At 71.5% G+C, this 19,674-nt stretch carries 17 protein-coding genes and 1 riboswitch; of the genes, 9 read left to right on the top strand and 8 right to left on the bottom strand.

Annotation, left to right across the window (positions count from 1 at the left end):
* Window positions 1-41: 41 nt before the first annotated feature.
* Entirely contained in the window at window positions 42-2,528 is a 2,487-nt protein-coding gene (gene pcrA / locus ACIBN2_RS39605) for a DNA helicase PcrA (protein ID WP_399142036.1), read from the bottom strand.
* Between the two features lie 452 nt (window positions 2,529-2,980).
* Window positions 2,981-3,151, top strand: a riboswitch (cyclic di-AMP (ydaO/yuaA leader).
* 7 nt (window positions 3,152-3,158) lie between these two features.
* On the opposite strand from pcrA, the gene ACIBN2_RS39610 reads away from it, so the two are divergent.
* Window positions 3,159-4,343 carry an NlpC/P60 family protein gene (locus ACIBN2_RS39610; protein WP_399142038.1) on the top strand — a complete coding sequence of 395 codons (1,185 nt, stop codon included), beginning with the start codon at window positions 3,159-3,161 and terminating at the stop codon, window positions 4,341-4,343.
* 92 nt (window positions 4,344-4,435) lie between these two features.
* Entirely contained in the window at window positions 4,436-5,410 is a 975-nt protein-coding gene (locus ACIBN2_RS39615) for a tellurite resistance/C4-dicarboxylate transporter family protein (RefSeq protein ID WP_399142039.1), read from the top strand.
* Here the strand turns inward: ACIBN2_RS39615 and ACIBN2_RS39620 are convergent.
* Window positions 5,388-5,741 (bottom strand): hypothetical protein, encoded by a 354-nt coding sequence (locus ACIBN2_RS39620; protein WP_399142040.1) that lies wholly within the window; start codon window positions 5,739-5,741, stop codon window positions 5,388-5,390. The genes ACIBN2_RS39615 and ACIBN2_RS39620 overlap by 23 nt on opposite strands.
* 413 nt (window positions 5,742-6,154) lie before the next feature.
* On the opposite strand from ACIBN2_RS39620, the gene ACIBN2_RS39625 reads away from it, so the two are divergent.
* Window positions 6,155-7,231 carry an NlpC/P60 family protein gene (locus tag ACIBN2_RS39625; protein ID WP_399142042.1) on the top strand — a complete coding sequence of 359 codons (1,077 nt, stop codon included), beginning with the start codon at window positions 6,155-6,157 and terminating at the stop codon, window positions 7,229-7,231.
* Window positions 7,232-7,234: 3 nt separating this feature from the next.
* Here ACIBN2_RS39625 and ACIBN2_RS39630 read toward each other — a convergent pair whose 3' ends face one another.
* Window positions 7,235-7,954: a LuxR C-terminal-related transcriptional regulator gene (locus ACIBN2_RS39630; RefSeq protein ID WP_399142044.1), complete on the bottom strand. Its 720-nt coding sequence runs from the start codon at window positions 7,952-7,954 to the stop codon at window positions 7,235-7,237.
* The gene (locus ACIBN2_RS39635; protein ID WP_399142045.1) at window positions 7,954-9,243 is read right to left on the bottom strand and encodes a PspC domain-containing protein; all 1,290 of its coding nucleotides are present in this window, start codon (window positions 9,241-9,243) and stop codon (window positions 7,954-7,956) included. Before ACIBN2_RS39635 ends, ACIBN2_RS39630 begins: the two co-directional genes overlap by 1 nt.
* Window positions 9,244-9,422: 179 nt before the next feature.
* Here ACIBN2_RS39635 and ACIBN2_RS39640 point away from each other — a divergent pair, with 179 nt between their 5' ends.
* Both ACIBN2_RS39640 and ACIBN2_RS39645 read left to right on the top strand, forming a co-directional pair.
* Window positions 9,423-10,862: a PspC domain-containing protein gene (locus tag ACIBN2_RS39640; protein WP_399142047.1), complete on the top strand. Its 1,440-nt coding sequence runs from the start codon at window positions 9,423-9,425 to the stop codon at window positions 10,860-10,862.
* Window positions 10,849-11,103: a hypothetical protein gene (locus ACIBN2_RS39645; protein ID WP_399142049.1), complete on the top strand. Its 255-nt coding sequence runs from the start codon at window positions 10,849-10,851 to the stop codon at window positions 11,101-11,103. The genes ACIBN2_RS39640 and ACIBN2_RS39645 overlap by 14 nt, the downstream gene beginning before the upstream one ends.
* Before the next feature lie 84 nt (window positions 11,104-11,187).
* On the opposite strand, the gene ACIBN2_RS39650 is transcribed toward ACIBN2_RS39645, so the two are convergent.
* Together ACIBN2_RS39650 and ACIBN2_RS39655 are read right to left on the bottom strand one after the other, a co-directional pair.
* Window positions 11,188-11,718 carry a DoxX family protein gene (locus ACIBN2_RS39650; protein ID WP_399142051.1) on the bottom strand — a complete coding sequence of 177 codons (531 nt, stop codon included), beginning with the start codon at window positions 11,716-11,718 and terminating at the stop codon, window positions 11,188-11,190.
* Window positions 11,719-11,852: 134 nt separating this feature from the next.
* Window positions 11,853-13,136 carry a hypothetical protein gene (locus ACIBN2_RS39655; RefSeq protein ID WP_399142053.1) on the bottom strand — a complete coding sequence of 428 codons (1,284 nt, stop codon included), beginning with the start codon at window positions 13,134-13,136 and terminating at the stop codon, window positions 11,853-11,855.
* 183 nt (window positions 13,137-13,319) lie between these two features.
* Here ACIBN2_RS39655 and ACIBN2_RS39660 point away from each other — a divergent pair, with 183 nt between their 5' ends.
* Window positions 13,320-14,198, top strand: coding sequence for a DUF4429 domain-containing protein (locus ACIBN2_RS39660; RefSeq protein ID WP_399142054.1), 879 nt, complete (start codon window positions 13,320-13,322; stop codon window positions 14,196-14,198).
* Window positions 14,199-14,231: 33 nt separating this feature from the next.
* On the opposite strand, the gene ACIBN2_RS39665 is transcribed toward ACIBN2_RS39660, so the two are convergent.
* Complete coding sequence (locus ACIBN2_RS39665; protein ID WP_399142056.1) at window positions 14,232-15,041, bottom strand: class II aldolase/adducin family protein; 810 nt, start codon at window positions 15,039-15,041, stop codon at window positions 14,232-14,234.
* Window positions 15,042-15,179: 138 nt separating this feature from the next.
* On the opposite strand from ACIBN2_RS39665, the gene ACIBN2_RS39670 reads away from it, so the two are divergent.
* Window positions 15,180-15,653 (top strand): pyridoxamine 5'-phosphate oxidase family protein, encoded by a 474-nt coding sequence (locus ACIBN2_RS39670; protein WP_399142058.1) that lies wholly within the window; start codon window positions 15,180-15,182, stop codon window positions 15,651-15,653.
* A 6-nt stretch (window positions 15,654-15,659) separates the two neighbouring features.
* Here the strand turns inward: ACIBN2_RS39670 and guaA are convergent, their stop codons facing one another.
* Window positions 15,660-17,240 (bottom strand): glutamine-hydrolyzing GMP synthase, encoded by a 1,581-nt coding sequence (gene guaA / locus ACIBN2_RS39675; RefSeq protein WP_399142059.1) that lies wholly within the window; start codon window positions 17,238-17,240, stop codon window positions 15,660-15,662.
* A gap of 319 nt (window positions 17,241-17,559) precedes the next feature.
* On the opposite strand from guaA, the gene ACIBN2_RS39680 reads away from it, so the two are divergent.
* Both ACIBN2_RS39680 and ACIBN2_RS39685 read left to right on the top strand, forming a co-directional pair.
* Window positions 17,560-17,847: a chorismate mutase gene (locus ACIBN2_RS39680; RefSeq protein ID WP_399142060.1), complete on the top strand. Its 288-nt coding sequence runs from the start codon at window positions 17,560-17,562 to the stop codon at window positions 17,845-17,847.
* A gap of 681 nt (window positions 17,848-18,528) precedes the next feature.
* Window positions 18,529-19,590 (top strand): LAETG motif-containing sortase-dependent surface protein, encoded by a 1,062-nt coding sequence (locus ACIBN2_RS39685; protein WP_399142062.1) that lies wholly within the window; start codon window positions 18,529-18,531, stop codon window positions 19,588-19,590.
* Window positions 19,591-19,674: the final 84 nt, after the last annotated feature.

Below are 19,674 nucleotides of genomic sequence, written 5' to 3' on the forward strand. Positions count from 1 at the left end.
CGCGAGCCCCCGTCGTTGAGCGGGGGCTCACGTGTGAGGACCTACAGCTTCTCCACCGGCGCGTACCGCAGCAGCAGCCGCTTCGGCTTCTCGTCGCCGAAGTCGATCGTCGCCTCGGCGTTCCCGCCCGTGCCCTTCACCGCGACGACCGTGCCGAGCCCGAACTGGTCGTGGGTGACCCGGTCGCCGACGGCCAGCGAGACCACCGGCTTGTCGGAGGCGCGGCGGGTGGCGAAGCCGGACGCGCCCGACGCCGAGGAGCGCGAGCGGGACGACGACAGGGAGGCGGCCACACCGGACGCCGGGCCGGAGGAGACCGGTGCCGTGGCGCCCGTCCGCTTCCAGTCGACGTGCTGGGCCGGGATCTCCTCCAGGAACCGGGAGGGAGGGTTGTACGACGGCTGGCCCCAGGCGCTGCGCAGCGACGACCGTGTCAGATACAGCCGTTCCCGCGCGCGCGTGATGCCGACGTAGGCGAGCCGGCGCTCCTCCTCCAGCTCCTTGGTCTGGCCGAGGGCGCGCATGTGCGGGAAGACGCCGTCCTCCATGCCGGTCAGGAAGACGACCGGGAACTCGAGGCCCTTGGCGGTGTGCAGGGTCATCAGGGTGATGACTCCGGAGCCGTCCTCCTCCTCGTCCGGGATCTGGTCGGAGTCGGCGACCAGCGCGACCCGCTCCAGGAAGGCGGCGAGCCCGGGGGACTCCTCGCCCTCGCCGGACTCCTGCTCGAACTCCAGGGCCACGGCCGCGAGTTCCTGGAGGTTCTCGATGCGTGTCTCGTCTTGCGGGTCGGTCGAAGCCTGCAACTCGGCCAGATAACCGGTCCGTTCGAGAATCGCCTCCAGGACGGTCGCCGGGCCCGCGCCGGACTCGGCGATCGTACGGAGGTCCTCCATCAGCGTGTTGAACTTCTTGACGGCGTTGGCGGAGCGCGCCGCCATGCCGTACGCCTCGTCGACGCGGCGCAGCGCCTGCGGGAAGCTGATCTTCTCGCGCTGGGAGAGGGCGTCGATCATCGCCTCGGCGCGCTCGCCGATGCCGCGCTTGGGCACGTTGAGGATGCGGCGCAGCGGCACCGAGTCCTCGGGGTTGGCGAGCACCCGCAGGTAGGCCAGGACGTCCCGGACCTCCTTGCGCTCGTAGAAGCGGACGCCGCCGACGACCTTGTAGGGCAGGCCGACGCGGATGAAGACCTCTTCGAAGACACGGGACTGGGCGTTGGTGCGGTAGAAGACGGCGACGTCGCCGGCCTTCGCGTCGCCCGCGTCCGTGAGACGGTCTATCTCGTCGGCGACGAACTGGGCCTCGTCGTGCTCGGTGTCGGCGACGTAACCCGTGATGCGCGCGCCCGCGCCCGCGTTGGTCCACAGGTTCTTGGGGCGGCGGGACTCGTTGCGCTCGATGACCGCGTTGGCCGCGGTCAGGATGGTCTGCGTGGAGCGGTAGTTCTGCTCCAGCAGGATCGTCGTCGCGTCCGGGTAGTCCTCCTCGAACTGGAGGATGTTGCGGATCGTCGCGCCGCGGAAGGCGTAGATGGACTGGTCGGCGTCGCCCACGACACACAGTTCGGCGGGCGGGAGGTCGTGCTCGCCGGGCGGTACGTCCTCGTCGTGGGCACCGGTCCCGACGAGTTCCCGTACGAGCGCGTACTGGGCGTGGTTGGTGTCCTGGTACTCGTCGACGAGTACGTGCCGGAAGCGGCGGCGGTAGTGCTCGGCGACGTCCGGGAAGGCGCGCAGGAGATTGACCGTCGTCATGATCAGGTCGTCGAAGTCGAGGGCGTTCGCCTCGCGCAACCGCGACTGGTACATCGCGTAGGCCTGGGCGAGGGTCTTCTCGAAGCCGTCGGTCGCCTGCGCGGCGAAGTCCTCCTCGTCGATCAGCTCGTTCTTCAGGTTGCTGATCTTGGCGCTGAAGGACTTCGGCGGGTAGCGCTTGGGGTCGAGGTCCAGGTCGCGGCAGACCAGGGCCATCAGGCGCTTGGAGTCGGCGGCGTCGTAGATCGAGAACGACGACGTGAAGCCGAGCTTCTTCGACTCACGGCGCAGGATGCGCACGCACGCGCTGTGGAAGGTCATCACCCACATCGCGTTCGCGCGCGGGCCGACGAGGTGCTCGACGCGCTCCTTCATCTCGCCCGCGGCCTTGTTGGTGAAGGTGATCGCGAGGACCTGTCCCGGATGCACGTGGCGCTCCGCGAGCAGGTGGGCGATGCGGTGCGTGAGCACACGGGTCTTGCCGGAGCCGGCGCCGGCCACGATGAGCAGCGGCGTGCCGGAGTGGACGACGGCCGCGCGCTGGTTCTCGTTCAGCCCGTCCAGCAGGGCGGCCGGGTCGATCGCCGGGCGCGGCGCGCCGTCGCGGTAGTAGGAGTCCCGGTCCGGCGGCACGTCGAACTTCCCGCCGAACAGATCGTCCGGAACCGGCTCCGGTACGTGATCGTCCTCGGGCGGCGGTGGGGGCTCCCCCTCGTGCCCGCGAGGGGCCTTGAGGTCCGCCAGGAAGCTGTCGTCAAAGAGGCTGCTCATCGCCTTCCGAGTCTAGGGCGCCTCACTGACAGCCCGCCGCCACCCCGGGAACTTCGCCGGATCGGGGACGTCGCGCCCGGAAGACGCTGATCCGCCCGGTCCGGCCGCCCGGTGTCCCGCCCCCGGTGTCCTGTTGCCGTCCAGGACCGAGCCGTCACGCTCCGCCACCGATCAGGTGCAGTCCGCCGCACCCCGCACCCCTCCCCCCGCCGTGGCACCCGACCACGGTTGGCTGGAAATTAACGCTCGGAAGCAGGCACACCGTGCCGATCTGACCGAAATGCCCGCGAATCCGTACAGGCCATACCGGAAAGACCGCACGCTGCGACCTCTTGACCAAAGGTCACGAAAATGTATCGGGCATATCGAACATCAACCTTCACAGGGGCCACACGAGTTGGCTACGGTTCCGGGCAGGCCGTACGACCCCCACCGGCGAACGTCGCCGGGCCGCGCGGCCTCCGCCGAATCCGGTGCGCCGCCGCGTATCCGGAACCGGGGACCCACCGTCCCCGGGGTGAATCGGCCCGACTCCCGCACGGGGCCCGGACCGTAGGGCAAGCCTTCCGAACCACCCGCCCGAACCCGACAGCTAACCCGGTAGGCGGAACGTGGAAGGAGTCGCCTCCCTTGGCGTCGCACCGCAAGTCGCGCCCCTCAGGTTCGCGCGTCGCAGGCATACGTACCCCCGCTCTCGCCACGGCCGCCCTCACCTCCGTGGCCCTGCTGTCCCAGTCGGCCAACGCCGCTCCCGTGGCCGACGGCAAGCCGAGCGTGGAGGAAGTCGAGAAGAAGGTCGACGACCTCTACCGTCAGGCGGAATCGGCCACCGAGAAGTACAACGCGGCCAAGGAGAAGACCACGACGCAGCGCAAGCGCGTGGACACCCTCCTCACCGACGTCGCCAAGCGCACCCAGAAGCTCAACGACGAGCGGGAGCAGCTCGGCACGTTCGCCGCGGCCCAGTACCGCACGGGCGCCTCAGCACCCGGCACGGCGACCCTCCTGCTCGCCGACTCCCCGCAGGACTACTTCGACCAGACGCAGCTGATGGGCCGCCTGACCTCACGTCAGAAGACCGCGGTCGACGACTACTTCACCGAGCAGTCCGCGACGATGAAGAAGCGCCAGGAGGCGTCCAAGGACCTCCAGACGCTCACCGCGACCCAGGGCGACCTGCGGACGGCCAAGTCCACGGTGCAGAAGAAGCTCTCCGACGCGCGCGAGCTGCTGTCGAAGCTGAACGCCGAGGAGAAGGCGCGGCTCGCGGCGATCCAGAAGCAGAAGGAAGAGGAGGCCGCCCGCCAGGCGGCCGAGCTGGCCAAGAAGCAGGCGGCCGCGCAGAAGGCCAAGGAGGAGGCGGCGGCCCAGGCCGGCAGCTCCTCGTCCGGGTCCACCTCCACCTCCGGCTCGTCCTCGGGCTCCACCTCCACCTCCACCGGCGACTCCACGTACGCCACCAAGGCCGCGAAGACGCTCGCCTTCGCCCGTGCACAGATCGGCAAGCCGTACGTCTGGGGCGCCACCGGCCCCGACTCCTACGACTGCTCCGGCCTTACCCAGGCCGCCTGGAAGGCCGCCGGCGTCAGCCTCCCGCGCACCACCTACGACCAGGTCAACGCCGGCACCACGGTCTCCCTCACCGACGCCCAGCCGGGCGACCTGATCTTCTTCTACGACGACATCAGCCACGTCGGCATCTACATCGGCAACGGCATGATGATCCACGCCCCGAAGCCCGGCGCGTACGTCCGCGAGGAGTCGATCTACTACGCCGGCTCGTCGATCATCCACAGCGTGGTGCGGCCCGCCTGAGACACGCGCGGGGCACTCCCCCGCGCGTAATTTGCCGCGCCCGCGCGCGTGCCCTTCCCGCAACACCGCCCGCGCTCCTTAGCATCGGCCCCATGTCCGGACCGAGCTCCTTCCGCGCCTGGTGGGCGCAGCGTCCGCCGGCGGCCGGGGCCGCCGTGATGGCGACCGGCATCGTGTCGGTCGGGCTGCGCCTGACGGAACACTTGGTGCTGTCGCGCATCGCCCTGGTCCTGGCCTGTGCGGCCTGGGTGGGGCTGGCGGCGGACTTCGGCGTGCGTCTGGTGCGGGACCGGGAGAGGTGGTGGGCGGACGCGCGCAGACCGCAGTCGCTCACCGCCGTCGCGGCCACCACCGTTCTCGGGACCCGGTTCTCGCTGGCCGGCCGCCCGACCCTGGCCGAGGCCCTGCTCGCGCTGGCGGCCGTGCTGTGGCCGGTGCTGCTCGTCGAGGTCGTACGGAACTGGCAGCGCCGCATGCCCGGTTCGGTGTTCCTGTGCTGCGTGGCCACCGAGGGGCTCGCGGTGCTCGGCGCCACGCTCGCGGGGGCCGAGGCGACGGCATGGCTCGCGCACACGGCGCTCGTGCTGTTCGGACTCGGGCTCGTCCTGTACTGCTTCGCCCTGCCCCGCTTCGACCTGCGGCAGGTGACGGAGGGGCAGGGGGACCACTGGGTGGCGGGCGGCGCGCTCGCCATCTCGGCGCTCGCCGGGTCCAAGCTCCTCACCGCGGACAGTGCGCGCCTGTACCTGTGGAACGACGACGACCGCGGCGTCCTGCGCTTCGTCACCGCGGCCCTGCTCGTGCTCGACCTGGCCTCGTACGCCGTGCTGCTCGTCGCCGAGGCGGCCCGGCCGAGGCTGCGCTACGACGCGCGCCGCTGGGCGACCGCGTTCACGCTGGGGATGACGGCGGCGGCCGTGCTGTCCGCCGCCACGGCCCTGGATGCACCGTGGCTGAAGGGGCCCGGGCAGGTGCTGCTGTGGATCGCGGTGGCGGTGTGGGTGGCCGTCGCCGCAGGGGCCGCGGCGGACGTCCGCGCCGGCCTCAGGTCCACAGCACCGCGATGAAGATGTTCGCCGTGGTGAGCAGGCCCACCAGGCCGAACAGGCCCTTGTCCACCTTCTCGTCGTCCCGCTTCACGTAGACCAGGCCGAGGATGACGACCAGCAGGGCCAGCTTGATGCCGATCTTGATGTTGTTGACGTGATGGTCGTCGGCCTGGTTGAGGCCGACCAGGGCCGCGCCGGTGACCAGCATCGTCAGCGCCCCGTGCAGCATGCCGGGGACGAAGCGGGCCGTGCCCTGCCCCATCGCCTTCATCTGGGTGAGGAAGCCACCGAGCAGCGCGGCGATGCCGATGATGTGCAGGGCGACGAAGAGATGGATGAGTACGTCCATGGGGCTGGAGCTTAAACAGGGACGCATGGGGCGCCCGACACCGGCCCCGCCCTTTCATCGGTCTTGCATATATGCGGTCCATAGCAGCCCGTCCCCCGGCCGGGGTCCCGAACAGGTACATCGGTCAGCGCTCTGTGTGAAGTCGACGGCACGGCTCCTGGATCACGGTCGCAAACGGTCACCCGGCGATCCGGCCGCGGCACTTCCGCACAACGTGTCACCGAACGGTCACGGTCAGGTTTAGCGTCCTGCCCCAGGTGGCCGGCTCCCCACCGTCGCCCGGGCCAGGGGCGGCAGTCGGACACCACCGCCGAGAAGGTCCGGTGGCGGCCCGCTCCCCCTGTGCGGGCCGCCACCGGACGCGTAAAGCCGCCGGGGGACGAGGCGGCCGAACGAAAGGACGTGCAGTCCACGTGGCAGCGCACCGCAAGACCGGTCGGCGTTCACTCGGCGGCAGCACGGCCCGCACCGCCTTCACCATCGCCCTGGCAGGGGCGGCGACCGCGACCGGCTTCGAGGGCACCGGACACGCGGAGCCCGACCTGACACCGGCACAGGTCAAGGCGAGGGTGGACAAGCTGTACCAGGAGGCGGAGACCGCCACCGAGAAGTACGACGGCGCGAAGGAGAAGGCGGACGCGGCCGAGCGCCGGCTCTCCACCCTGCGGGACGAGGCGGCACGCAAGACGGACAAGCTCAACTCGGCGCGGGAAGCGCTGGGTTCGATGGCCGCCGCGCAGTACCGCGACGGCGGTCTCGACCCGGCGCTGCAACTCGCGCTGTCCGACGATCCCGACCGCTATCTCGAGGGCGCCGAGTTCGCCGACCGGGCGGGCACCCGGCAGGCGGCGGCCGTCGCGGACGTACGCAAGCAGCTGCGGGAGATCGAGCAGCTGCGCGGGGCCGCCCGCGTCGAACTGACCGGGCTTAAGGCGCGGCAGGCGGAACTGAGGCGGACCCGGACGACGATCACCGGGAAACTGGACGCGGCACGGCGGCTGCTCGGACAACTGCCCGCGGCGGAGCGCGCACGGCTCGGCCTCGGCGGCGGCACGGGCGGCACGGACCGTGCGTCACGCTCCGGGTCGGCCCCGCGCATCGGGCTGGAGGCCCCCGGTTCCGCAACCGCAGACGCGCCCGGCTCCCGTGCCGCGGCAGCCGTCTCGTACGCCTACTCCAAGCTCGGCAGCCCCTATGTGTGGGGCGCCACCGGTCCGAACGCCTTCGACTGCTCGGGCCTCGTCCAGGCCGCCTACCACTCCGCCGGCATCTCCCTCCCCCGCACGACCTACGCCCAGATCGACGCCGGCCGCCGGATCTCCCGTTCCGAACTGGCCCCGGGCGACCTGGTGTTCTTCTACTCCGGCATCAGCCACGTCGGCATCTACGTCGGCAACGGCCAGATGATCCACGCCCCGAACCCGTCGGCACCGGTGCGGCTGGCACCGATCGACGAGATGCCGTTCGCGGGCGCCACGCGCGTGGCGTGACCGTCACACCAGCCGGCGCGCCGTCGCCCACCTGGTCAGCTCGTGCCGGTTGGACAGCTGCAACTTCCGCAGTACCGCCGAGACATGGGACTCGACCGTCTTCACGGAGATGAAGAGCTGCTTGGCGATCTCCTTGTACGCGTATCCGCGGGCGATGAGCCGCAGCACCTCGCGCTCGCGCTGGGTGAGGCGGTCCAGGTCCTCGTCGACCGGCGGTGCGTCGGTGGACGCGAAGGCGTCGAGCACGAAGCCGGCCAGCCGCGGCGAGAAGACGGCGTCGCCCTCCTGCACGCGGAAGATGGAGTTGACGAGGTCGGTGCCGGTGATGGTCTTGGTGACGTAGCCGCGCGCACCGCCCCGGATCACGCCGATCACGTCCTCCGCCGCGTCCGACACGGACAGTGCGAGAAAACGCACCGGCTGCTCGGCGTCGGCCATCAACGGCGCGCAGCGGCGCAGGACTTCGACCCCGCCGCCGCCCGGGAGGTGGACGTCGAGCAGGACCACCTCGGGGCGGGTCGCGGTGATGACCGTGACCGCCTGGTCGACGTCCGCGGCCTCTCCGACCACCTCGACGCCGGTCTCGTCGGTCCGGCCGATCTCGGCCTGGACTCCCGTACGGAACATCCGGTGGTCGTCGACGAGGACCACGCGCACGTGCCGCTCGCCCGCGCTCCCGCCGGTCGGCTCCAGGGGCTCGTTCGCCTCGGTCGGGTCGCTCATCACGTCTTCTCCGCCCTCTCCATTTCCAGCTCGACCTCCGTGCCGCCGTCGGGCACCGCGCGCAGCCGCGCCGTGCCGCCGTGGCGCTCCATGCGGCCGATGATCGATTCTCTGACGCCCATGCGGTCGGCGGGTATCGAGTCCAGGTCGAAGCCCGGGCCGCGATCCCGGACCGACACGAAGACCGTCCTCCCCTCGACCTCGGCGTAGACCTGCACCGCGCCGCCCTCGCCACCGTACTTGGCGGCGTTCACCATCGCCTCGCGTGCGGCCTGCATCTGCGGGCCGGTTCTCTCGTCGAGCGGGCAGTCGCCGACTATGACGACCTCTATCGGGACGCCGTGCTTGTCCTCCACCTCCGCGGCGTTGCGCCGCACCGCGTCGGCGAGTGTGGTGGGTTCGTCGGCCTCGTCCTTGCCGGTGCCCTCGGGCTTGTAGAGCCAGGTGCGCAGGTCGCGCTCCTGTGCGCGGGCGAGCCGGCGCACCTCGTTCGCGTTCTCCGCGTTGCGCTGGATCAGGGTCAGGGTGTGCAGCACGGAGTCGTGGACATGGGCGGCGACCTCGGCGCGCTCCTGCGCGCGGATGCGCATCAGGCGCTCCTCGGAGAGGTCCTGGGTCATACGCACCAGGTACGGCCCCGCGAGGAGCGTTATCCCGACGAGGACCGCGAGGGCCGCCTGCAGGACGGAACCGAGATGGGCGGCGGAGCCCTGGAGCACGAAGATGCCGGAGACGCCGGCCGTGACGAGGAGGACACCGCCTGCCGCGCGGAGCAGGGTCAGCGTGCGGCGCCGGCTGCCGACCTCGACCCAGCGGGCCCGCCGCACGTTGTCCGCCTGGCGCCAGACCAGGGCGACGCCCGCGCCGACCAGGACGACGGGCCAGAGGTAGACCTTGGCGCCGCCGCTCAGATTGACGTTGCCCACGAAGATCATGGCCACGGCGACCATGAGCAGCAGGGCCACGATCTGGCCCCGGTCCGGCCTGCGGGCGACCAGTCTGCGGCGGCCGTCCGCCGAGGTCTCGGTGGTGACCAGCGACGGGGGTTTCTGGTCGCCCACGCCGCCCACGCCGAGCGGCACGAAGAACCAGAACGCGGCATACAGCAGCGCGCCGAGACCGTCCGCCATGAACAGGCCGACGAACACGAGCCGCACCCAGATGACGGGCAGGCCGAGATGCCCGGCGAGCCCCCGCGCCACGCCACCCAGCCAGCGTCCGTCGCTGCTGCGGTAGAGCTTGCGCGGCGGCCGCGGTTCGGCGAGTGGCGCTGCGGCGGCTTCCGGCATGCCATCGATACTCACACGGCCGAAGGGCACGGGCATCAGGGTCGACCCCCGATACTCCCCTGATCTTCGAACGCCCGGCCCGTCGAACGCTTCCCCGGCGCCGGCTCAGGGGCGATATCAGGGTCCGGCCAGGGTCGTACCGACTCCCGCCGGAGCCTCTCGGCCGTCACCATGGACACATGACAGATCACGAGCGCGCCGCGACGGGTCCGGGACCCGGCGCCGGCCCGGACCCCGCCGAGGGTGCCGGGCCGCAGGATGCCGCGCCGGCCGCGGACGCCGCGGCCGGGGCGGGACCCGGTGCGGGCGCGCCGCAAGAGGGGAGCCCGCAGGCGGAGGCCGCGGAGGCCCCCGGCAAGTTCCGCCGCGACCGGCGGAACAAGACGCTCGCGGGGGTGTGCGCCGGGCTCGGGCGGCAGTGCGACATGGACCCGGTGATCTTCCGGATCACGCTGGCCGTGCTCTCCGCGACCGGCGGCATCGGCCTGATCTTCTACGGCTTCGCCTGGCTCCTCGTGCCGTACGAGGACGAGGACGAGAACGAGGTACGCAAGCTGCTGACCGGCCGCGTCGACGGCCAGGCACTGACGGCCGTGCTGTTCGCACTGGTCGGCTGCGGGGTCTTTCTGACGATGCTGAAGAACGGCGGGGTGCTGGCCTTCGCCGTGGTCCTCTCCCTGCTCCTCGCCGGCGCCGGGTACTGGTCGCGGCAGCGTGGGACCCTCGATCCCGACCCGCTCGCCGCCCAGGCCGCCGCCGACGCCCCGCCGGAGGCACAGGCCCCGCCGGTGCCCGCCGCCTACCCGTCGTGGTGGCGCGACCCCATCGTCAAGGACGGGACGCACTACGGCGGCACGGGCTACCTCTGGGGTCCCCGCGACTCCCGCGACCGGGACATCGCCGCCGCGGTCGACATCAGCCTCGGCAACTCCTGGAAAGACCGCGCCGACACACGGACCGCGCGCACCCCGGCGCCGAGGCCGCGCGGCCCGCGCTGGATCGGCGGCTGGGTCTTTCTGCTCGCCCTGCTCGCGGGCGGCCTCGGCACCCGCCTGACGTGGGACGACCATGCGCTGGGCACCAGCCTGCAGGCCGGGTTCGCCGCCGCGCTGATCGTCTTCGGCCTGGGCATCGCCATCAGCGCCTTCCTGGGGCGCACGGGTGCGGGTTCGGTCTTCCTGGCCGTCGTCACCGCGGCCCTGCTCGCGACGTCGGCCGCGCTCCCCAAGGACATCAACACCCACTGGATACGCACGACTTGGCAGCCGGCCGCGATCGCGGACGTCCAGCCGAAGTACGAGCTGGGCAGCGGCGTCGGCACCCTGGACCTGGGCCGGCTGCGGGTGGCGAAGGGGCAGACGGTGAGCACGAACGCCGAGGTCGGCGCGGGCCGGCTGAAGGTGATCGTGCCCAAGGACGCGACGGTGAAGCTGAGCATCGACGTGGGGGTGGGCGACATCCAGTTGCCGGGCGACGGGCAGAAGGACGTGGACGTGGAGCCGGGCAAGCACAAGGAGCTGACCCTGCCGCCGGTCACGGGTGGCGGCAACACCGGCACGCTCGACCTCGATCTCAAGGTCGGCGTCGGACAGGCGGAGGTGAGCCGTGCTGCGTCATGAGTTCCAGCCGGGAAGGCTGGTCGCCGGTCTGTTCCTCGCCACTGCGGGCGTGGTCTTCGCCGCAGACGCGGGCGGCCTGTGGGAGACGCCGTGGTTCGTGGTGATTCCGTTGGTCGTGGGCGGGCTCTGCCTCGCCGGGGCCGCTGGGGTGGTCAGCCGGACCGTACGCCGGCGCCGGGCCGTCACCGGGCGGTCTGACCCGGCGGACCCGGCGCAGGCACCGATGGACGCGTCGCGATGAGAGCGGCGGCGGGGTGGGAGCGGCCGTGACGGGGTCCCGGGTCACGCCCGGGACCCGCCACCGGTAGCCCCCGCCGAACAGGGGCTACCAGTAGCCTCCCGCCCGCTGCCTCCGCCGCGCGCGGATCGCCGCGTCCAGGGAGAACACGGAGGCACCCGCGAGGACGAGGGGCAGCCAGGCCATCAGGTAGGCGAGGTCGTTGCCGTAGTAGTAGGGGTCGGAGGCCCAGCTCACCGTGAGCCAGAGGCTGAGGGAGATCAGCGCGCCGCCGAGCGCCGCGAGGCGGGCGAGCAGGCCGATCAGGGTGCCGATGCCGACGGCCAGTTCACCGAGGGCGATGGCGTAGCCGAAGCCCACGGGGTTCTTCAGGGCCATGTCGACCATCGCCGGGATGGCGGCGGTGCCGCGGACCTGGTGCATCATGTCGCCGATGGAGCCGGCGCCGGAGGCCTTCAGGAAGTCGCTGTTGGTGAGCTTGTCCAGGCCCGCGTAGATGAAGGTGACGCCGAGAAAGACCCGCAGTGGAAGGAGGGCGTATCGGGTGGCGGTGTCGCGCCAGGACCGGTCGCCGTCGAGGTAGGGGGTGTGCGTGTCCGTGCGCATGCCGTGGGTCATCGCTGTCGCCTCTCGCCCGCAGTGCCGGGACCCTCAGAAGACGATACGTGCGTAAGGGAGGGTGCGCTCAATCCGTTCGTGCCGATTTCCGACCGGGTGCCCGGTGGCCGGACTCGGGGTCCAGGCTGGTCACATCACTCCGTCACGTCGATCGCGTACTGGTTGGTCTCTACCCCCGCAGCGGTCACCACTTGCACCTCGACCCTCCCCGGTTCCACGTCCACCGGAACGGGCACGGTCAGGACGGCGTCCGTCGGGTTGCTGAAGCCTCCGGTGACGGGGATCAGGGGCACATGGACGTTGACCGCGCCGATGCGGACCACGATCCGCGTGAGCCGGTCGGCGCCCTGCGAACCGGGTGGCACGAAGCCCGCGCCGCGGATCTCGATGTCGTCGCCCGTGCGGATGGGGGCGTCCAGGTCGCCGGCCTCCCGGGCGCGCACCACGGAGAGGATCACCGGACGGCCGCCCTCGGCGTACTTGCCGGCCACGTAGGTCGCCGCGGACACCAGCACCAGCACCGCGAGGCCCCAGGGAAGGTCCGGGAGCTGGTCCGGGCGGCGGGCGAGCCGTACCGCGGCGAACACGACGGCGACGGCGCTGATCATGACGTACTGGATGTCGGCGAAGGCGCCCCGGCCCGCGTCGTCCGTGAGCAGGTCGGCCGCGCGGGGCCGGTCCGCCCGCACCTTCTGCAGCCGCTGGCCGAGGACCCGCAGGCCGACGACGCGCCGCACCAGCACGGCGACCGCGCAGATCACGGCGAGGACGGTGACGACCCCGGCGCCGCGGGCGAGGTCGAGGCCGGAGATCAGGGCGTCGCGCTCCGCGTGGCCGGAGGCCATGGCGAGGCGCCCGGCGAGGACGAGCACGGCGTGGACGACGAACAGCACCCAGGCCGCGGCCACCGTGCGGGAGGTGGACAGCCGGTTGTCCTCACCGATGACGGGAGCCAGTACGCCGCCGCGCGCACGGTGGAACCAGGACGCGGCGGTCAGCGCGCCGGCCGTGACCAGGGCCGCCAGCAGGCCGGCCGTGCGGGCCGGCGTCCAGCCCGCGCCGATCGCGGTCAGCGTCTGCACCAGCAGCAACACAAGCACCAGTGCCCACACCGTGCACACCGTCCAGCGCCACAGGCGCCCCAGCCACGCCTCGCCCTCTGCGCGGCCGCGTTCGGCGACGAGTTCCGCGGACTGGCGCAGTTCCTCCGAGACCCACTCGCGGGAGGCCGAGGCCGAGTGGGCCACGGCCGCGGGCAGCCCCTGTCCGGCCGCGAACCCGTCGCGCAGCACCAGGAACTCCGCGACCGCCCGCCGGTGCCCCGCACGCGCCCCGTGCGGGCAGTCCCCGCAGGTGCAGCCGCCTCCATGGACGCTGCCCGGCGCGTCCGCGCCGCCTCTCGCCTCCTGCACCGCCACGCCCGACGCCCGCCTTCCCGGAGCCCCTGCCGCCGGCACCCTTCCGGCCGACGGCCACGACCCGGCAACTCCCATGTGGTGACAGCGAATTGTGCCCTACGCCACCCCCTCCGCGTCCGGCAGGTCCGGTCGACGCGGGTGAAGCGGGGCCCGCCGTGTTGACCCGGCTGCGAGAATTTCCCTATGGCCGAGATCATCCAGCGGGACGGGACCTGGGCCTTCGACGGCACCACGGTCAGGATCACGCCGGGTCTTCACCGCTCCGTGCCGCTGTTCCGGCAGACGTACGGGGAGGTGACCGTACCCCTCGAAGCCGTCGCGGGCGTGGTCTTCGAGCCCGAACGCAAGCGGGGACGGCTGCGGATGCGGCTGCGCGAGGGGGCGGATCCGCTGCTCCAGGCGACCGGCGGGCGGCTGCCGGATCCGGCCGATCCTTACCGGCTGGTGGTGGACGTGGACCGGGCCGGGGTCGCCGAGTACGTCGCCGAGGAGATCCGCCGGGCGCTGATGCTGGACCAGATCCCCAAGGAACCGACCAAGGCGTACCTGCTGCCCGGGCCGCCCGTCCCGGTCTCTGTCCGCTCCTCCGACGGGACCGTCTCCTTCGACGGCAACCAGGTGCGCATCGACTGGGCCGACACCTCCGACCGGGTCAAGCGGGCGACCGGGCCCCGGATCATCTCCGTGGCCGATCTGGTGCAGGTCGAGTGGCTGCCCAACTCCGGTTACGAGGATGGCTTCCTGCGCTTCGTGACCCGTGAGACCGCGTTCTCCAAACTGCCGCCGGAGAAGGACCCCTACGCGCTGGACCTGTGGGGCAGCGCCCGTCGCGATCTGCTCACCGCGCTCGTCGCCACCGCGATCACCGCGCGTCTGCCGCACCCGTCCACCCGGGGCGGCGAGTTGGTCGACCGGCGGCAGCAGGCGGCCGTGACGCCCCCGGCCGACCACCACGACGTACTCCTGCGGCGGCTGAAGGAGTTGGGCGAGCTGCACCGGGACGGGGTGCTCACGGACGAGGAGTTCGCGATGACCAAGGCGGCCGTGCTGCGGGGCTTCTAGCCGGCCGTGGCGTGCCGGGCGGCCGTCGGCGTGTCAGCTCAGCAGGTCGGGCTCGCTGCGGCTGACGTCCTGCCACAGGGGCTGGTAGTTGATCCACGCGACCAGGTCGCCGCCGAGCTGTTCGCGGGTCGCCACCGCCGCCCGGTGGTCGATGAGGAGCGGGCGCCCGGCGGCCTTGGCGGTCAGCTGCACCTGGGCGGAGCGCTCCATGGACACGAACCACCAGGCCGCGGCGTCCACCGAGTCGCCGACCGTCAGCAGCCCGTGGTTGCGCAGCACCAGCGCCTTGCGGGTGCCGAGCGCGGTGGCGATACGGCGGCCCTCCTCGGCGTCGACGGCGACGCCGGTGTAGGCGTCGTAGAGGGCGTGGTCCTCGTAGAAGGCGCAGCTCTCCTGGGTGATCGGGTCGAGCAGCTCGCCCAGCGCGGACAGGGCCCGGCCGTGCACGGAGTGGCAGTGGGCCACGGCGACGACGTCGGGGCGGGCCGCGTGGACCTGGGAGTGGACGGTGAAGGCGGCCTGGTTCACGTGGTAGCGGCCCTCGATCACCTGCCCCTCCGAGTTGGCGAGCACCAGGTCGCTCACGGTGACGTGCTTGAAGGGCATCCCGAACGGGTTGACCCAGAAGCAGTCGCTGTACTCGGGGTCGCGCGCCGTGATGTGCCCCGAGACGCCGTCCTCGAAGCCGAGCCGACCGAAGATCCGCAGCGCGCCCGCGAGCCGCTCCCTGCGGTGGCGGCGCTCGTCGTCGACCGAGTCGTGCATCGGCGGCATCGCGAACTGAAGCCGGTCGGACGGGAGGGCGGGGGGCGGAGTGGGCCCGGCCCCGGGGGTGCCGTGCATGTGTCCTCCAGGACTGGATTGGTGTACGGGGCGGAAGTTACCGCCGGTCAGCGAAGGAGAACAGAGCTGTTCTGTAAAGATGACGCGTGCGGCCGATACCCGACAGCAGATGTCCGGTATCGGCGCGAGACTCTGCGTATGGCATGGAACTGGGCGGCCTTCACCGCCGCGGAACCCGAACTGGCGAAGATCGCCGAGGAGCGCTTCGGCGCCTACACCCACCACGTGCTGGCCACGCTCCGCAGGGACGGCTCCCCGCGCACCAGCGGCCTCGAGGTCCGTTTCCTCGACGGCGAGCTCTGGCTCGGCATGATGCCCCACTCGCTCAAGGCGCTGGACCTGCGCCGCGACCCGCGGTTCGCGCTCCAGGCGAACCCCGGCCCCGGGAAGGACCCGGGCTCCGGCGACATCCGGATCGGCGGGCGCGCGATCGAGGTCGAGGACCCGGCGGCGAAGGGCGCGTACGTGAAAGAGGTGGAACCGCCGGAGCCGTTCCACCTCTTCCGCACCGAGCTGACGGAGGTCGTACGGACCTACGTCGAGGACGACACGTATCTGGTCACCCAGGTCTGGCAGCCCGGAGAGCCGGTGCGCACTCTCAAACGGACGTAGCGGGGACTACTCCCACTCGATGGTGCCCGGCGGCTTCGACGTCACGTCGAGCACGACCCGGTTGACCTCCGCGACCTCGTTGGTGATCCGCGTGGAGATCCGGCCGAGGACGTCGTACGGCAGTCGCGACCAGTCGGCCGTCATGGCGTCCTCGCTGGACACCGGGCGCAGCACGATCGGGTGGCCGTAGGTGCGGCCGTCGCCCTGGACGCCGACGCTGCGGACGTCCGCGAGCAGCACCACCGGGCACTGCCAGATGTCCCGGTCGAGGCCGGCCGCGGTCAGCTCCTCGCGGGCGATCGCGTCGGCCTCGCGCAGCAGGTCCAGACGGTCCTTGGTGACCTCGCCGACGATGCGGATGCCGAGGCCCGGGCCCGGGAACGGCTGGCGCTGGACGATCTCGTCCGGCAGGCCGAGCTCCTGTCCGACCATCCGCACCTCGTCCTTGAACAGCTTGCGCAGCGGCTCGATGAGCTGGAACTCGAGGTCCTCGGGCAGGCCGCCCACGTTGTGGTGGGACTTGATGTTCGCCGTTCCGGTGCCGCCGCCGGACTCGACGACGTCCGGGTAGAGCGTGCCCTGCACCAGGAACTCCACCGCCGGGCCCTCGTCCGCGATGATCTCCGCCTGCGCCTGCTCGAAGACGCGGATGAACTCGCGGCCGATGATCTTCCGCTTCTCCTCCGGGTCCGAGACACCCTTCAGAGCGGTCAGGAAGCGCTCCTCCGCGTCGACGACCTTCAGCTGGACACCGGTCGCGGCCACGAAGTCCTTCTCGACCTGCTCGGTCTCGCCCTTGCGCATCAGGCCGTGGTCGACGTAGACGCAGGTCAGCTGGGAGCCGATGGCCTTCTGGACGAGGGCCGCGGCCACGGCCGAGTCGACGCCGCCGGACAGACCGCAGATGGCGCGCTTGTCGCCGACCTGCTCGCGGATGGCGGCGACCTGCTCGTCGATGACGTTGCCGGTCGTCCAGTCAGGGGTGAGGCCCGCGCCCCGGTACAGGAAGTGCTCCAGCACCTGCTGGCCGTGCGTGGAGTGCATGACCTCGGGGTGGTACTGGACGCCGTAGAGCTTCTTCTCGTCGTTCTCGAAGGCGGCGACCGGGACGACCTCGGTGGAGGCGGTGACGGTGAAGCCCTCGGGGGCGGCGGAGCAGGCGTCGCCGTGCGACATCCACACGTGCTGCTCGGCCGGGGTGCCCTCGAAGAGGGTGGAGGACGACTTCGACACGTGCAGATCGGTACGGCCGTACTCGCGGGCGCCGCTGTTGTCGACCGTGCCGCCGAGGGAGCGCGCCATCAACTGGAAGCCGTAGCACATGCCGAACACGGGGACGCCGGCCTCGAAGATCGCGCGGTCGAGGCCGGGAGCGCCCTCCTCGTACACCGACGAGGGGCCGCCGGAGAGGATGATCGCCGCCGGGTTCTTCGCGAGCATCTCGGCGACCGGCATGGTGCTCGGCACGATCTCGCTGTAGACCCGGGCCTCGCGGACGCGACGGGCGATGAGCTGGGCGTACTGCGCGCCGAAGTCGACCACCAGGACGGTGTCGGGGGCGGCGGCAGCGGAGGTCGCTGATGACACGGGGTGCCTTCCGGCGGTGGGGCGGGGGTCTGTGTTTCCGATTCTAACGGGGTGGCCGTGGGTCACCTCCCCGCCCGGATCGTGGACGCGGCTTGGACGGGACCCCCGCCCCATGCATACTGGCCCCATGCTCACGCAGACGACCTTCCTCTTTACCTATGGCAACCGGCCCACCGGCTGCCATGGTCGTGCCGCTTGAGCAACTGACGAGCGACTTCCCAGGCGCCCCGGGCCGACAAGGTCCGGGGCGCCTGGCGTTTCACCGGATCCTGCCGGGCCGGGGCACCGCATCCCAGCCATGTGACGAGGAGCCCCCGACATGACCGCCATCGCGAACAAGAAGACCGGCGCCCGCACCACCGAGGCCGCCGGCGTGATCACCGGCGCCCGTGAGCGCATCGACGCGCTCGACGACCGGATCATCGGCCTGATCCAGGAACGGATGGCCGTCTCCGCCGTCATCCAGGAGGCGCGCATCGCCTCCGGCGGCCGGCGCGTGAACCTCTCCCGCGAGATGGAGGTCCTCGGCCACTACAGCGACGCCCTCGGCAAGCCCGGCACGGGGCTCGCCATGACGCTGCTCGAACTGTGCCGCGGTCGCATCTGAGTTCGGGACTCCTCTCACCCGTACGGCGCGTGACCGCCGCCCGGGCCCCTTCGTTGTGGAGGTGTCCGTGCCAGCCAGGGGCGGGCCCGAAAGAACCACGCGTGGCTTGCTGGGGCGATGAGACGTACGGGTCGTGCCGTACGTCGTGGGACCTCGCTCCAGGGATGTGGCCGGACGGCAGGGGACAGCAGCCCGGTCACCCAAGAGAACGGTCGGCTCCGGGGACGCCCGGGGCCGACCGGCGGAAAATGCAAAAATGCACAACCCTGGGTGAAACGGTTGCGTAGCCCCCGCCCATCCAGCACGATGCGTACAAAGCCCAAGTCCCGCCGCAGACAACCGCATTGCTTGCACTTCCGTACCGCCAGAGGTCGAGACCACCCGTGCGCCCCAACTGCGCCGGGTCGGCAACCCAGGGCACACGAGACAAGCGGCGCAACCCCCCGGCGCCGCTCCCAGGCACCGGCGCTGCCCTGACGTCGGTGCTGACGGAGAAGGGCCCCGCGGCTCGAGCCCGCGGGGCCCTTCGCGTGCCCGCATCAAGGGTGATCCAGGCCACATAAAAATTCTGTCAGCCTCGGCACAACCATTCACCGGCTTCACTGATCCAACCTGGCGAATCAGGGCCCACACCCGCGCCCCACACGCGGAGCCCTCCCTTTGGACTCCCTTGAGGTTTTCATGAAGCTGCGTCGTGCCATGGCCACTGCGGCCGCGACGGCTGTGATAGCGCCCCTGACCCTGCTCTCGGCACCGGCCGCCTTCGCGGAGGACACTCCCAGCACCTCTACGAGCAGCCCCGCCGCCGACGCCACCGCGACCGAGACCACTCCGGCCGGCGGCGAGAGCACCACTCCCGCCGCCGGCGAGACCACGCCCTCCGGCGACAACACCACCCCGGCCGGGAGCGACACCACCACTCCGGCGGGCGGCGAGAGCACCACCCCCGCCGCCGGCGAGAGCACCACGCCTGCCCCGGACGGAAGCAGCAGCGCGAGCGCGAGCGCGTCCCCGTCGCCGAGCCCCAGCTCGAGCGCCCCCGCCGGCGGCGAGCTGTGCGTCGACGAGAACGGCGACAGCACCGCCGAGCTCAGCGACGCCCTGAAGAGCGGCCTGTCCGGCCTGCCCGACACGATCGTCGCGGGCAGCGGCTGGACCGCGTTCTCCTTCAACGTGTCCAACCACGGCGACCAGGAGATCAAGGACATCAAGCCGCTGATCGGCGTCGCCGCGGTCGGCTGGGAGGACGCGAAGGACTACTCGGGCCAGATCAAGGTCCAGGTCTTCGACAAGTCCACCAAGTCCTGGCAGACCATCGCGGACGCCGCGGGTGAGGGCGGCACCTTCACCGCGTTCTCGCTCGGCGCCGGCCAGTCGGTCTCCTACCAGCTGCGCCTGAGCGTCAGCGGCAAGGTGCCGGACTCGCTCGGTCTGACCGGCGGTCTCGCCGAGTACGCGGACGAGCAGGGCTGCTGGCTCGCCGACGACCCGAACGGCTGGGTCTACTTCTTCGACATCCTGGCCGCCGGCTCCGACCCCGGGAAGCCGGGCGACGCCAAGCCGCAGACCGGTGGCATGAAGCCGATCAAGGACGTGAACGAGGTGGACGCCACCGGCAGCCTCGCCGAGACCGGCTCCAGCTCCGCGCTGCCGATGATCGGCCTCACCGGCGGCCTCGCCGTCGCGCTGGGAGCCGGCGCGGTCTTCGTCGTGCGCCGCCGCAAGGCCGGCACCGTCGCGTGACACGCATGGCCTGACCGGAGCCCGCTCCAGGACAGGAGAAGGACCCGCGCTCGGAGGGGGGTGCGGGTCCTTCTCTCATGTCCA

Origin of the sequence: Streptomyces sp. NPDC050534 (genome assembly GCF_044457745.1) — a bacterium.
Lineage (GTDB): Bacteria > Actinomycetota > Actinomycetes > Streptomycetales > Streptomycetaceae > Streptomyces.